General features: G+C 61.9%; 13 protein-coding genes. 5 read left to right on the top strand and 8 right to left on the bottom strand.

Annotated elements, in window-relative coordinates; all coding sequences use genetic code 11:
- Positions 1-223: 223 nt before the first annotated feature.
- From catA to PQR08_RS36690, 7 genes are read right to left on the bottom strand one after another with little or no spacing between them, the layout of a single operon-like run.
- Positions 224-1,132, bottom strand: coding sequence for a catechol 1,2-dioxygenase (gene catA, locus PQR08_RS36720; RefSeq protein ID WP_250485353.1), 909 nt, complete (start codon positions 1,130-1,132; stop codon positions 224-226).
- A gap of 19 nt (positions 1,133-1,151) precedes the next feature.
- Positions 1,152-2,216, bottom strand: a complete 1,065-nt coding sequence (locus PQR08_RS36715; RefSeq protein WP_250485352.1) for an NADH:ubiquinone reductase (Na(+)-transporting) subunit F — start codon at positions 2,214-2,216, stop codon at positions 1,152-1,154.
- A gap of 13 nt (positions 2,217-2,229) precedes the next feature.
- Positions 2,230-2,592: a phenol hydroxylase subunit P4 gene (locus PQR08_RS36710; protein ID WP_250485351.1), complete on the bottom strand. Its 363-nt coding sequence runs from the start codon at positions 2,590-2,592 to the stop codon at positions 2,230-2,232.
- A gap of 23 nt (positions 2,593-2,615) precedes the next feature.
- Positions 2,616-4,205: an aromatic/alkene/methane monooxygenase hydroxylase/oxygenase subunit alpha gene (locus PQR08_RS36705; RefSeq protein WP_250485350.1), complete on the bottom strand. Its 1,590-nt coding sequence runs from the start codon at positions 4,203-4,205 to the stop codon at positions 2,616-2,618.
- Between the two features lie 25 nt (positions 4,206-4,230).
- On the bottom strand, positions 4,231-4,503 hold the full coding sequence (locus tag PQR08_RS36700; protein WP_035499831.1) for an MmoB/DmpM family protein: 273 nt from the start codon (positions 4,501-4,503) through the stop codon (positions 4,231-4,233).
- On the bottom strand, positions 4,496-5,503 hold the full coding sequence (locus PQR08_RS36695) for an aromatic/alkene monooxygenase hydroxylase subunit beta (RefSeq protein WP_250485349.1): 1,008 nt from the start codon (positions 5,501-5,503) through the stop codon (positions 4,496-4,498). Before PQR08_RS36695 ends, PQR08_RS36700 begins: the two co-directional genes overlap by 8 nt.
- 32 nt (positions 5,504-5,535) lie before the next feature.
- The gene (locus tag PQR08_RS36690; protein WP_081818140.1) at positions 5,536-5,805 is read right to left on the bottom strand and encodes a phenol hydroxylase subunit; all 270 of its coding nucleotides are present in this window, start codon (positions 5,803-5,805) and stop codon (positions 5,536-5,538) included.
- Between the two features lie 450 nt (positions 5,806-6,255).
- Here PQR08_RS36690 and PQR08_RS36685 point away from each other — a divergent pair, with 450 nt between their 5' ends.
- A complete protein-coding gene (locus PQR08_RS36685; protein WP_187604507.1) occupies positions 6,256-7,995 on the top strand; it encodes a sigma-54-dependent Fis family transcriptional regulator in 1,740 nt (579 codons plus the stop codon).
- A 13-nt stretch (positions 7,996-8,008) separates the two neighbouring features.
- On the opposite strand, the gene PQR08_RS36680 is transcribed toward PQR08_RS36685, so the two are convergent.
- On the bottom strand, positions 8,009-9,034 hold the full coding sequence (locus PQR08_RS36680; protein ID WP_250485348.1) for an AraC family transcriptional regulator: 1,026 nt from the start codon (positions 9,032-9,034) through the stop codon (positions 8,009-8,011).
- Between the two features lie 138 nt (positions 9,035-9,172).
- Here PQR08_RS36680 and kce point away from each other — a divergent pair, with 138 nt between their 5' ends.
- From kce to PQR08_RS36660, 4 genes are read left to right on the top strand one after another with little or no spacing between them, the layout of a single operon-like run.
- Positions 9,173-10,111, top strand: coding sequence for a 3,5-dioxohexanoate:acetyl-CoA acetone transferase (gene kce / locus PQR08_RS36675; RefSeq protein ID WP_250485347.1), 939 nt, complete (start codon positions 9,173-9,175; stop codon positions 10,109-10,111).
- Between the two features lie 47 nt (positions 10,112-10,158).
- Positions 10,159-11,502, top strand: coding sequence for an MFS transporter (locus tag PQR08_RS36670; RefSeq protein ID WP_187604259.1), 1,344 nt, complete (start codon positions 10,159-10,161; stop codon positions 11,500-11,502).
- A 24-nt stretch (positions 11,503-11,526) separates the two neighbouring features.
- Positions 11,527-12,267 (top strand): 3-oxoacyl-[acyl-carrier-protein] reductase, encoded by a 741-nt coding sequence (gene fabG, locus PQR08_RS36665; RefSeq protein ID WP_250485346.1) that lies wholly within the window; start codon positions 11,527-11,529, stop codon positions 12,265-12,267.
- Between the two features lie 33 nt (positions 12,268-12,300).
- Positions 12,301-13,092, top strand: a complete 792-nt coding sequence (locus PQR08_RS36660; protein WP_250485345.1) for an SDR family oxidoreductase — start codon at positions 12,301-12,303, stop codon at positions 13,090-13,092.
- Positions 13,093-13,176 lie beyond the last annotated feature (84 nt).

Here is a 13,176-nt window from a genome sequence, read left to right as displayed (position 1 = left end):
GGGACGTGGGGCGGCTTGTGCGATTCAGGCGCGAAAGTGCGAGTTGCGACGCGCGCCGGTCTGCGGGCAGTTTGCCACCACGATCCCGATAATGTGTGGCAATCGGTCGATCATGGATGACCGCTCGTCAATCTCAGCCGACCTGCTGAACGGCAGCAACTTTCACATCCGCTTTCGAATTCCTTCGCACTGACAGCCGACTCCACGCGGCATGCGCCGAAGATCAGGCAACGGCGCGGGCCCGTATCACCTCCGTCGTCGGCATATCGTCTCGTTCGCGCGAGAGCGTGAAGTCGAAATCGATCAGCGCGAAGTTGCCAGCCACGCCGTACCGCTCGCCTTCCGCGCCTTCGGCCTTCTTCAGTTCCGGCACGAGTCCTTCGCGCGTGGCGAACGCGAAGTCGTCCCACAGATACGGATCGCCTTCGATGTTGATCTGCGTCGTGAGCTTGCGATACCCCGGCGACGACACGAAGAAGTGAATATGCGCGGGCCGGTGACCATGCCTGCCGAGCCGATCGAGAAGTTGCTCCGTCTTGCCGCCCGGCGGCACGCTGTAGCCCACCGGTATGACGCTGCGAAAGCTATAGCCGCCTTGCGAGTCCGTCCGGATCGAACCGCGCAGGTGGAATGCGGGCTGTGACTTGTCGAAGTGCGAGTAATTTCCCAGATGGTTCGCGTGCCACACTTCGACCAGCGCATTCGCGAGCGGCTTGCCGTCGTCGCCGAGCACGCGGCCGCGCATCACGAGCGTCTGACCGGGATCGTTGCCGTCGTCGATACGCGCATGGCCCGGCGACTCCGGCGCACCGGCGACATACAACGGCCCTTCGATCGTGCGCGGCGTGCCGCCTTCGAGGCCCGCTTTCTGTTCCGCTTCATCGAGGCGCAGATCGAGAAAATGCTCGAAGCCGAGTCCCGCAGCGATCAGGCCGAACTCGCCGCGCTGTCCCGTCTCGGTCAGGAAATTGAGCGCGGTCCAGAATTCATCCGGCGTGATGTCGAGATCCTCGATCGTATAAAAAAGATCCCGCACGATGCGGTTCACGATCGCCTTCGTGCGCGGATTGCCTTCGCTCGTCGCGCTGTCGTCGATCTTTTGCAGGAGCGTGTCGATCGTATCGTGGTTCATGGCGTGTCTCCGTCGGTATTCAGATCGATTTGAACAAGGGGCTCTTCGCGAGCGCATCGGCGCCGTCCGCGCTGGTGAGGAACTTCTCCGTGTAGATGTCGCGCTCGAAAAGCTGGCCTTGCATGAGCGTGCGGATCGCGGCTTCGATCATCACGGGTGGCCCGCACAGATACGCCTTGTGTCCGCGAAACACACCGTCGAAATGTGCTTTCGCCGCGTCGTGCACAAAGCCGCGAAAGCCTTGCCAGGACGAATCCGACGCTTCGTCGGAGAGCGCCGGCACATACGTGAAGTTCGCGTGCGTGCTTGCGAGCTGCAGAAAAAGCTCGTGGTAGTAAAGCTCCGCGCGATTGCGCGCGCCGTACACGAGCGTGATCTGCCGCGCGTCGTTCTCTTCGAGCAGATCGATCAGCATCGACTTCGGGCTCGACAGTCCCGAGCCGCCCGCGATCAGGATCACCGGTTGCGGGTCCGACTTGCGCACGAAGAATCGCCCATAAGGACCGCTGAAGCGTATCTCGTCGCCGGACCTGATCTGTTCGTGCAGATAACCCGTGCCCTTGCCGCCGGGCACGCGCCGCACATTCAGTTCGATGACCGTGCGCGACGTCGGCTTGTCGGCGAGCGAGAACGCACGCGGCATGTCCTCGCCGGGGATATGCACGTTCACGTACTGCCCCGCCTGAAACTCGATGCCGTCGCCGTCCAGTTCGACGAAAATGCCCTTGATCGTCGGTGTGAGATCGATCATCTGCTTCACGCGGCCGGTGTAGTCGCGCACGGGGAAGTGGCGCGCGTCCTCGTCTTCGTCGATGTCCGCCTCGATCGTCAGGTCCGACTGCGCCGTCGCGCAGCACGCGAGGCATTTCTGCTCGTCGCGCTCGAAGTCCATCAGCGCGAACGGCGATGCATGTCCGTGCTCGATCTCGCCGTCCAGCACCTGCACCTTGCACGTCGCGCACAGGCCGTGACAGCAGGCGTGCGGCAGCCACACGCCGGCGCGCATGCACGCATCGAGGATGGTCTGCTCCTCCTCGATCTCGATCGTCTGCCCGATCGGCTCGATGGTCAGTTGGTAGCTCATCATCGTCTCCGTTCTAGCTGCACGATCCGCCGATGCCCGTCAGACCCGGCGTGCGAAAGCGAATGACCGCCTTGTGACCGAGTCCGTTTTCGCCGATGCTCCTGTCGAAATCGGGCGTGAACGCCTTGCCGGACCTGAACCATTCGATGGCCCGAACATCGACCTTTTGCCAGTCCGGATGCGAGGAATACATCGCCGGAAGCACTTCGTCGATGAGCGCCCTGAACGGCGTCGCCGCTTCGACGGGAATGCAGTGCGGCGCGCAGAACATCAGATGATCCTCCCAGCCGACGAAGAGCAATTGCTTGCCGCGATAGTTCTCGACGCGGTCCCTGATCTCGCCCGTATAGCCTTCCTTCAGCGCGATGACTGACATGATTCGTCTCCTGTGTGGTGTCTTTACGCGGCGTCCCGATGCGCCTCGGGCGCTTCTTCGCCACCGTGGCTCGGCTTGCCGGTCCAGCGCAGCCAGTTCCTGCGGTCGGGCGAGTCCTCGAACTCGTGGCCGTCCTCGCCCACGTTGATGTGGTAGTAGCGCAGGACTTCGAGCATCGGATCGAAACCGGGCGCGCCTGGGTCGGCATCTTCGGCGAAGCAGTTGCCCTGATAGATCTGCTGCACCGGCATCCATGCCTGCACGTACTTCTCCGGCTCGTTGTCGAAGATGTCCTTGCAGCCGTCCGAGCAGAAGTGAAACTTGTTGCCGAGGTAATCGCTCTCGCGGTAGCAGATCTTCGTCGGGTCGTCGGGCTCGGTGAACGCCATCGGAATCTGGCAGGTCTGACACAGCATCGGCAGGGTCATGTTGTAGAAGCGTCTGCCCGCCTGTTGCTCTTCGCGCCAGTGTTCGAGGCGCGGGCGATAGAGCCGGTCGAACGTGTCCGGATACTTTTCCGCGAGCCACTGCATCTCGTCTTCGGACGGAATCCACGTATGCATCGCGGCGGCGTGCGTGTAGTTGTAGAAGATGCCCCACGCCTCGTGCGAAAGACGGTCCTTCTCTTTCATCGCCACGTCGTGATACTTCGGCATGCGGATGCCGTAGCGTTCGAGATCGTGAAAGAGGGCGCCGCCGTTCTTCTCGAAGTAGGTTTCCCACGCCTCCTGCCACGACATGATGCGCTTGGGGAGCATGTAGTCCATCATCATCGCGACCAGCGTGAGAAGGCGATAGCCGCGCCAGAACCACTTGTCGATCCACTTCTGGATGATCGGCACATTGCCCGGGTCCTGCTCTAGCAGGAACTTCACGACTTCGAGCCCGAGCGTCATGTGGCGCGATTCGTCGGACTGCGCGGAGAAGCCGAAGGTGACCGTCGCCATGTCGCCGTTGAAGGCCGCGCCGGACATGAACGGCATGAAGAGCAGGTTCGTCAGCACGTATTCGAACGAGAACGAGATGGCGGTGACGAACTCGAACGGGCCGGCGCTCATCGCGTCCTCGAAGTACGACTTCGGCACCGACAGATACCACACGCGATCATGCATGTGCCTGAAGTCGTGAAAGCCGTTGAAGTACTTGTTGTAGTGGCTGATCGTATGCACCTGCGTCTGCGCATGACGCAACTCGTCGATTGCCTGCATCTGGCACGCGATGCGCGCGCCCGCGCCGCGAAAGTTGCGTCCCGCCAGCGCGAAGCCTCGATGCGCCGCGTATTCGAGCGGGCTCACGCCGGTCAGAAAGAGCTTGAGCGCGTTGATGTAGCGTGGGTCCGTGACGTTGAACTGGCCGTTGTTCTGCTGGAAGGCGTCGATGATCGCGTACAGCTTGCGTTCCTTCTCGCCCTGATACTTCCAGTAGGCGTCCATCGTGAGGCGGAACGGGTCTTCCCACTTGTCCCAGTCGTGCACCTTGATGCCTTCAAAGCGGTCATAGGGAAAGACCTCGTCCATCGGCTGATAGGTGGTCTCCCAGCCGAGGCCGCGTGTGAGCATCGCGTAGTTTTCCTTGATGCTCAGCTTCTTCGGCGCAGATTGTGGTGTGCTCATTTGCTTGACTCCCTTGTGTTGCCGCTCAGGCTTTCCATTCGAGGATGAATTCGTCGTCGGTTTCGTCGATGTTGCCGCCGAGCGAAATCAGGTTCAGTTGCAGTTCGCGCAGGTCGAAGTCGCGGCCGATCAGCGCTTCGATCGATTCGCGCCGGATGACGAGCCTGCCGACGGCATCGATCTTGACCATCGCCGGAAACGCGTTGACGACCGCATGCGGGTTGTCCGCCTGAATCGCCTCGATGATCGGCCGCGAATCGTCGTTCGCCTGGAACGCGATGAACACGGAATCAGCCATGACTCACCTCCACGCCCTGTTTCGCGATGCGCGCATCGAACGCCTGTGCGATGGCTTCGAGCGCGTGATGCGCGTCGTCGTCCAGCGCCGCGATCGCGAACGGCTTCAGTGCCTCGATCACCGCGGCGCGCCACTTCGCGATCCATTGCCCGAGCAATGCGGCATTGGCGGGCGACTCCGCGGCCGCGGTCTTGATGGTCGCGTCGACCCAGCGGCTCGTTTCATCGAACCAGCTGCTAGCAAACTCGTTGAGCATGCCGAGCCCCGGACCGTGCAGACGCGTGATGCGCTCGTCGATGTGGCGGTACACGAGCGGATACAGCAGGCCGTCGAGCACGACGTTCTGCGCGACGAAAGTCTCGAACCAGTCGCGCACGACCATCGTGTCCTCCACGACGCGCCGCAGTCCCTGCCACATCGGATCGTCGAGCCAGCGCGCCTTGCCTTCGACGAGCGACGTGCCCTGATTGCCGTCCAGCGCGAGCCCGATGCGCGACAGGTATTGCGCGATGCCGAGCCGGTCCATGCAATGGAACATCGTCGCCTGCGTGATGGCCGTGCCCCAGCCGTAGCCGGTCACGAAGCAGTTGTTCGTGTTGGCCGCCCATTCGACGTGACGCAGCGGCACCATGAGCGACGCGATGTGCGCCTTCGCTTCGTCGGAGAGATCGGAAAGGAGACGCCGCCTCGCGACGAACTCGAAGTTCTTCTCCATCGCTTCCTGCTGCCTTGACCGGGCGATGGTGTACGCGCCGTAGTAGTACTGACGCGGGTCCTTGAACGCATACCAGTCGTTCATCACGATGGCCGTGCGGCCTTTGTCGTAGAGCTCGAACTCCGGCTGCCACAGCGGACGATAGTGAAAGTTGACCTCGGGTTGCAGGTCGAAAGTCGCTTCCTGATAGCGCGACGCGGGCTTGTCCGCGCCGAGCCGCCGCGCGACGTGCGAGAAGGTCTGCCGTACCTGCTCGACGGCCGACGTCTTGATGTCGATCTGCATTCCTCACTCCTCTGGTTTGACTTGGTGGGGGATCATTCGGAGAGTCCGGGCTGGCCGTAGCGCCACTTCGCCTGATCGATGTCGAGCTGCGCGCCTTCGTCGCGCGTCAGATAGGTCACGCGATTCGCGCGGCAGAACGACTGAAATTCGCGCAGCGGCATCACGAGCTCGACGCTCAACTCCGGATCGCCGATCGAAAAGTCGAACTCGACGAAGCCGTCGTCCCTCTGCTCCCTGAAGCGCACATAGCGCCGGGTGATGTCGAACGTGCGCGGAGGCCGCGCATAAGCGGGCAGTGACATCGCTGTCTCCTTGGTTTTCGTCTACGTGGCCGGCCTTTCATCGATGATTTGATCGGGAACCGGCGTGCGCACCCTATAAGGCAACACGTGTGCCAATCGTGGAATGCAGACGGAGCGATCGTGTCGTCGCGCGATGACGCGAGCCTTGTGCGGCGGGCGCGCGAGGCATCGAAGCTTTTTCCGATGCGCGCTTTCCTGCCCGTCGGCGCAATTTCCCGAGTCGATCAAATGCTCGAAACGCGCGTGATTGGCTGCGTGGCGGGTTCATCAAATCCGTATCAGGGAACGCCCCGATAGCGCCGCTGCCGCCGTCCGCGAACCGGGTGGCAGAGCATTGCGCGCCACACGCACATCGCCTATCGTGGTGCCATGAAAACGAGCAGACAGCAGGAGACACCCGCAATGCCACGCCGCGAGAAAGCGTCTGTGAATGCGCAGGAAGGCATGTCGATGGTCGCGCCCAAGGGCGCCCCGGTCGATAGCCTTCGCTATCCCGACATCGCCGATCTGATGTCGCGGCTGCACTTCTCTCCCGGCGACGGCCGCATCTGGCTCGACGAACAGCGCATGCTGCTCGTGCATACCGGCGCGATGGGCTCGATGCGACGCGAGCTGATCGAGAGCCTCGGGATCGATGCCGCGCGCGGCCTGCTCACGCGCATGGGCTACAACTCCGGCGCACGCGATGCCGAACTCGCGCGCCGCGTGCGCCCGGAGAACAGCATCACCGAGATGTTCGCGGTCGGGCCGCAATTGCACATGCTCGAAGGCATGACGGTGGTGGAGCCGGTGCGCCTCGAAATCGACGTCGAGCGCGGCCAGTACTACGGCGAATTCATCTGGAAGAACTGCGCGGAAGACGAGGAGCACGTGCGCATCTACGGCATCGGCGCGGAGCCGGTTTGCTGGACGCAGCTCGGCTATGCGGCGGGCTACACGAGCGTGTTCATGGGTCGACCGATTCTCTATCGCGAAGTGGAATGCCGCGCGCTCGGGCAGGCGCATTGCCGGATCATCGGCAAGCCGGTGGAAGAGTGGGGCGAGGAAGCCGCCGACGATCTGCGCTTCATGCAGGCGCAGGCCTTCACGCAGGGGCTATCGGCGAACAGCGCGGGCGGTCAGGGCGCGTTCGGCGACGAGAACATGGTCGGCGCGTCGCCCGGATTCAACGCGGTGTGCCACATGATCAGGCGCGTCGCGGGCACGCGCGCGACCGTGCTGTTCCTCGGCGAGAGCGGCGTCGGCAAGGAAGTGTGCGCGCGCACCTTGCACAGGATCAGCAAGCGCAGCGATGGCCCGTTCGTCGCCGTGAACTGCGCCGCGATTCCCGAAGCGCTCGTCGAATCGGAGCTCTTCGGCGTCGACAAGGGCGGCTTTACCGATGCCACGCAAAGCCGCCCCGGACGCTTCGAACGCGCGCATGGCGGCACGCTGTTTCTCGACGAGATCGGCATTCTCAGCATGACCGCGCAAGGCAAGCTGCTGCGCGCGTTGCAGGAAGGCGAGATCGAGCGCGTGGGCGGCACCGAGACGCGGCGCGTGGACGTGCGCGTGGTCGCCGCGACCAATCTCGACCTGCGCGACGAGATTCGCGCGGGGCGCTTCCGCGAAGACCTGTACTTTCGTCTGAACGTGTTTCCGATTCGCGTGCCGTCACTGCGCGAGCGGCGCGAGGACCTGCCCGTGCTGCTCAATCACATGCTGCGCAAGTATCGCGAACGGCACGAGCGCAACGTCACCGGCTTCACGCCGCGCGCGCTCGACGCGCTCCTGAACTATGGCTGGCCGGGCAATATCCGCGAGCTGGAGAATATCGTGGAGCGGGGCGTGATCCTCGCGAACCATGACGGCGCGATCGATATCGGCCATCTCTTCACGAGCGGTGAGAGCATCGAGACCGGGACATTCGGTATCGGCGACGATGGCTCGCTGACGGCTTCGCGTTCCTTGCTCGCGCAAGCGGGCGAAACGGGTGGCGACGAAGTCGATCGCGTCACGCGCAAGGTGAATAGTCTGTTGCTGGGCATCGGCGGGGACGTGGAGCCCACGTCGCTCGATGACATCGAAACCGCGTTGCTGAAAAGCGCGGTGCAGCGGGCGGACGGCAACCTCTCGGCGGCGGCACGTACGCTCGGCATCACGCGGCCGCAACTGGTTTATCGTTTGAAGAGCCGGGGATTGCGTCTTTGATGACACGCGCCTCTTAATGACGCAGTTCCTCGGTTCCTTTGCCCGTCCAGCGTTTGAGCGCGCGGCGGAAATTCGCGGCATCGCTGAAGCCGAGCAGCATCGCGACGTCCTCGGTGCTCATCTTTGTCGTTTTCAGATATTCGAGCGCGAGCGAGCGTTTGACGTCATCCACGATCGCCTGAAACGACGAGCCTTCTTCGTCGAGTCGCCGCCTCAGGGTGCGTGAGGTGAGATGCATCGACCTGGCAACGGTCTCCATGTCGGGAAACGATCCGGGCGTGGCCATCAGGCATTGATACACCTCGCCCGAGACGCCGCTCGATGTCTTCGCCTGTCCGATCAGACGATCGCAAGTCTCCTGCAGCAACGTCGTCGTGAGCGGGTGGGCGAGTTGCGGCTTGCGGTCGAGAATCGCGCTGTCGTAGATCAGTTCGCATTGATCCTGATCGAAGAGACATTCGCAGCCGAGATAGTCCGGGTAGATGGCCGCGTGCGCCGGCGCGGGATACGAGAAGCACGCCTTCATCGGCGGACAGACACCGCCGGCGACGTCCTGAAGATGCGTCACATGCTGCGTGTATTGCTGCTCGATGATGAACTCGCGCAGTTCGCGCGACGGGCTTGAGACGAACGCGTCGGGAAATGTCCAGACCATGCGATCCGGATACTCCGTCCATTCGATTGCGACGGTCGGCGTGGCGAGCCTGTGATACTTCACGCCGAGCTTGAAGTAGTCACGCAACGACAGACACGACATCAGCGCATAGCCATACATGCCGTAGGCGGACAGATGCAGCTTGCGTCCGACCCTGAACGGCGTATCCGGCTCGCAGCCGAGCGACACGGCGTTCCGGCAGACGGTCGCGTACTGCCCGACGGACGTGAGCACCGACGCGTCCTGCAGATCGGCGACCGTGACGTCCGAGCCGCTCAGGCTGTCCTCAGGCGCGATTCCCTGTTCCGCAAGCACTTCGACGAGCGCGGCGATCTTGTAAGGCGCGAACATGCGTTCGTTCAGCGGAGGTCGGAGGGTGGCCATATTTCTATTGTCCTGTGAGGACTCGCGAGTGTCCGAAAAAGACCTTTTCCGGAAAATACTATCTCAATAAGATCTCAGTCACAAGGCGCCGTTCCGACCAGGAATTGCGTCGAACAGAAACGGAGACGAGGGATCTCGATGAGCGATTCAACCCGCAAGGTCATTATTTCGTGCGCTGTCACCGGCGCCACGCATGTTCCGACGATGTCGGAGCATCTGCCGATCACGCCCGCGCAAATTCGCGACGAGGCGATTCAGGCCGCCGAAGCGGGCGCGGCGATCATCCATCTCCACGCACGCGACCCCAACGACGGCCGTCCGACGCCCAACCCCGACATCTTCCAACAGTTCGTTCCCGCCATCGCGGAGGCGACCGATGCGGTCATCAACATCACGACGGGCGGCAGCACGCGCATGACGCTGGAAGAGCGGCTCGCTTATCCGCTGCGTGCGGCGCCCGAGATGTGCTCGCTCAATATGGGATCGATGAACTTCTCGATCCATCCGCTTGCGTCGAAAGTGTCGTCATGGCGCTACGAATGGGAGAAGGGGTATGTCGAGGGCATGGAGGACATGATCTTCCGCAACACCTTCAGGGATATCAAGCACATCCTTCTCGAACTCGGCGGTAAAGGGACGCGCTTCGAGTTCGAATGCTATGACCTGGGGCATCTCTACAATCTCGCGCATTTCGTGGATCAAGGCTTGATCAAGCCGCCGTTCTTCATTCAATCGGTGTTCGGCATTCTGGGCGGCATGGGCGCGGATCCCGAGAACATGACCGTGATGCGCGCAACGGCGGACCGCCTCTTCGGACGCGAGAACTATCACTTCTCCGTGCTCGGCGCGGGCCGTCACCAGATGCCGCTGGTTACGATGAGCGCCATTCTCGGCGGCAACGTCCGCGTGGGGCTGGAAGACAGCGTGTACATCGCCAAGGGCGTCAAGGCCGAGTCGAACGCACAGCAGGTGCGCAAGATCCGTCGAATCCTCGAAGAACTTTCGTTCGAAATAGCCTCGCCTGACGAAGCGCGCGCGATGCTGGGACTGAAGGGGCGCGACAAGATTACACCGTAAGACCTTCAATATTCATAGACGGGGCGAAGACCCATCCCGGAGACAAAATGAACATCACCGACGAACTCGACAAGCTGCACCGCATCGCCACGCACAAAGCGATGCGGCGACTCATTCCACTCATGTGCGCGATCTACTTCATGTCGTTCCTGGATCGCACGAACGTGGCTCTGGCCAAAGCTCAACTGGCAATCGATGTGGGCATCAGCGCTGCCGCATACGGATTAGGTTCGGGCATTTTCTTCATCGGCTATGCCTTGCTTGAGGTGCCCAGCAATCTGGCTGCGCATCGGGTCGGGCCGCGTCGGTGGATCGCGAGAATCGCGGTGACGTGGGGCATTCTCTCCACCGCGATGATGTTCGTTCAGGGCGAGTGGTCGTTCTACGTTCTGCGCGTGTTGCTCGGCATCGCCGAGGCGGGGCTCTTCCCGGCGCTCATGTATATGGTCACGCTGTGGTTCGCGCCGAACGACAAGCCTGTCGTCGTGGGATGGATCTACATCGCGCCCGCGCTTGCACTGATGCTCGGCAGTCCGCTCGGCGGAGCGTTGATGCAACTGAACGGCCTCTCTGGCCTTCATGGCTGGCAATGGATGTTCATGATCGAAGGCATTCCCAGCGTGCTCGTCGGCATTCTGCTTTTTTTCAAAATGCCGGAGCGTCCGCGCGACGCCCGCTGGCTGTCCGTCGAAGAGGCGCAAGCGCTGGAGTCGCGCGCAGCCGCCGATGCGCAAGGACATCCGGAGCTCACGTCTTCTGACTGGATGGCCGCGTTGAAGCGTCCCACGACGGTCCTGATGGGCCTGATCTACTTCCTCAATCAGGTGGCGTTCGTCGGACTGTACTTCTTTGCACCGTCGATGATTCAGCAGATGCACGTCAAGTCGCCACTGCTCGTCGGCGTGCTTGCCGCGAGCGTCGGCCTTGGCTTTCTGCTGGGCGTGTTGATCCTTCCGCGGATTCATCGGCGCTACGGCAATGACTGCGCGTTCCTCGGCATTCTCACGGTGGGACTGATTGCCGGCGCGTGCGCGTTCATCGCGACTTCCACCCCGGCAGCGCGCATGACGCTGCTTGCGGTCACCGCATTTTTTGCAGGGGGTGTGTTGCCGTCGTACTGGGCCATTGCGATGAAGCGACTGCACGGCATTCAGGCGGCGGCAGGTCTCGCGTTCATCAATACGATCGGGCTGATCGGCGGGTTCGTCGGACCTTACTTGTTTGGATTGGCGGAAACCTTCACAGGACGTAGCGATTCCGGCTTTTACATCATTCTCGTGGCATCGTTGCTCGGCTTGCTGCTCGTGCCGTTGTTTGCAAAGGCGATTCGCCGCGAGACCGAAGCGCTGGTGTCGCCTGGCAACGGCAGTGCCGCCGGAATGCAATCCTGAACGATCGATAAAAAAATGGAAAAGATGAGACTAAAAGAAAAAGTAACGCTGATCACGGGCGCGGGGCAGGGCATCGGCGCCGCCACCGCTCGCAAGTTCGCGCAGGAAGGTGCGACGGTCGTTGTGTGCGACGTCAATGAGGCGTCGCTCGAAGAAGTGACCGAGACGTGCAGGAAAGAGGGTGCGGAAACAGCGGGATACTGCATCGACATGACCGACAGGCTCAGTGTGGACGAAGTGGTCGCGAGCGTGATCAGGCGCTTCGGCCGAATCGACGTGCTGGTGAATAACGCAGGCATTACGCGCGACGCGCGTCTGCAGAAGATGACGCTCGATCAATTCGATGCGGTGATCGACGTCAATCTGCGAGCCGTCTTCCATGCGAGCCAGGCCGTCGTGGAAGGGATGGTCGCGCGGGGCTCGGGCGTCATCCTGAACGCGAGCTCTGTCGTTGGCATCTATGGGAACTTCGGTCAAACCAACTACGCAGCATCCAAATTCGGTGTGATCGGGTTCACGAAGACATGGAGCCGGGAGCTCGGGCCCAAGGGCATTCGCGTCAACGCGGTCGCTCCGGGGTTCATCGACACGTCGATACTGTCGACGATTCCCGAAGACGTTCTGCACAAGATGCGTGAGCAGGTGCCGCTCGGCCGCCTTGGCGCGCCGGAAGAGGTCGCCAGCGTCTACGCGTTTCTGGCGAGCGACGAGGCGAGCTACATCAATGGTGCCGTGATCGAAGTGTCCGGCGGCATGACGCTCTGACATCCTCGATATCGAAAGTCCAACTTTGCCGACATGAATACTTTTGAATTGTTGAAGCCGCAGCCTGGTCTGCGGGTGCTGATCACCGGCGCGGCCTCGGGCATCGGCGCCGCGATGGCGCAGGCGTTCGTTCAGGCCGACGCGCACGTCGTCATCTGCGACATCGATGCTAAGGCCGTCGAAGCATTTGCATCGACGAGCACGTCGTTACATGGCTGCGTCGCGGACGTGAGCGACTCGAGCCAGGTCGATCAGGTCGTCGCGGTAACCGAACGCACGTTGGGCGGCCTCGATCTGTTGATCAACAACGCCGGGATTGCAGGACCGACAGGGGCCATCGAAGATATCGACGAGCAACAGTGGGCGCAAACGGTCACGACGAATTTGAATGGACAGTTCAAATTCCTGCGCAGGGCGGTGCCGCTCATGAAGGAGACATCTCGGAGTGCGGGCATCATCACGATGTCGTCCGTCGCGGGACGGCTCGGTTATGCGTTCCGCACGCCCTATGCTGCGACGAAGTGGGCGCTCGTGGGGCTCACCAAATCGCTGGCCATCGAGTTGGGGCCCAGCGATATTCGCGTCAACGCCATTCTGCCGGGCGTCGTGCAGGGAGAACGGATGGATCGCGTGATCGCCGCGCGCGCGGAATCGCTTGGGATCACGGTAGATGCGATGCGGGATGACTACCTGAAGAAGATCTCATTGCGTCGCATGGTGACGATGCAGGACATCGCGGCCACGGCGCTTTTTCTTGCTTCGCCGGCTGCCCGTAATATCACTGGACAGTCGATCAGTGTCGACGGGAATGTCGAGTATCTTTGAGTCGTTGGGCGGCGCCGTTGTTCATTTGCGGTCGGCGCCGCGGATGTCTTGATTGACATAATGTAAATTAGCGCACTTTTGCCA

Source organism: Caballeronia jiangsuensis, from assembly GCF_046030135.1.
In the GTDB taxonomy this organism is placed as follows: Bacteria; Pseudomonadota; Gammaproteobacteria; order Burkholderiales; family Burkholderiaceae; genus Caballeronia; species Caballeronia jiangsuensis.
This window is presented reverse-complemented; position numbering and strand designations above follow the sequence as displayed.

What these genes read in the sequence shown, in the direction of transcription:
- catA (WP_250485353.1), bottom strand. Translation starts at nt 1,132, where the DNA reads ATGAACCACGATACGATCGACACGCTCCTGCAAAAGATCGACGACAGC.
- PQR08_RS36715 (WP_250485352.1), bottom strand. Translation starts at nt 2,216, where the DNA reads ATGAGCTACCAACTGACCATCGAGCCGATCGGGCAGACGATCGAGATC.
- PQR08_RS36710 (WP_250485351.1), bottom strand. Translation starts at nt 2,592, where the DNA reads ATGTCAGTCATCGCGCTGAAGGAAGGCTATACGGGCGAGATCAGGGAC.
- PQR08_RS36705 (WP_250485350.1), bottom strand. Translation starts at nt 4,205, where the DNA reads ATGAGCACACCACAATCTGCGCCGAAGAAGCTGAGCATCAAGGAAAAC.
- PQR08_RS36700 (WP_035499831.1), bottom strand. Translation starts at nt 4,503, where the DNA reads ATGGCTGATTCCGTGTTCATCGCGTTCCAGGCGAACGACGATTCGCGG.
- PQR08_RS36695 (WP_250485349.1), bottom strand. Translation starts at nt 5,503, where the DNA reads ATGCAGATCGACATCAAGACGTCGGCCGTCGAGCAGGTACGGCAGACC.
- PQR08_RS36690 (WP_081818140.1), bottom strand. Translation starts at nt 5,805, where the DNA reads ATGTCACTGCCCGCTTATGCGCGGCCTCCGCGCACGTTCGACATCACC.
- PQR08_RS36685 (WP_187604507.1), top strand. Translation starts at nt 6,256, where the DNA reads ATGGTCGCGCCCAAGGGCGCCCCGGTCGATAGCCTTCGCTATCCCGAC.
- PQR08_RS36680 (WP_250485348.1), bottom strand. Translation starts at nt 9,034, where the DNA reads ATGGCCACCCTCCGACCTCCGCTGAACGAACGCATGTTCGCGCCTTAC.
- kce (WP_250485347.1), top strand. Translation starts at nt 9,173, where the DNA reads ATGAGCGATTCAACCCGCAAGGTCATTATTTCGTGCGCTGTCACCGGC.
- PQR08_RS36670 (WP_187604259.1), top strand. Translation starts at nt 10,159, where the DNA reads ATGAACATCACCGACGAACTCGACAAGCTGCACCGCATCGCCACGCAC.
- fabG (WP_250485346.1), top strand. Translation starts at nt 11,527, where the DNA reads ATGAGACTAAAAGAAAAAGTAACGCTGATCACGGGCGCGGGGCAGGGC.
- PQR08_RS36660 (WP_250485345.1), top strand. Translation starts at nt 12,301, where the DNA reads ATGAATACTTTTGAATTGTTGAAGCCGCAGCCTGGTCTGCGGGTGCTG.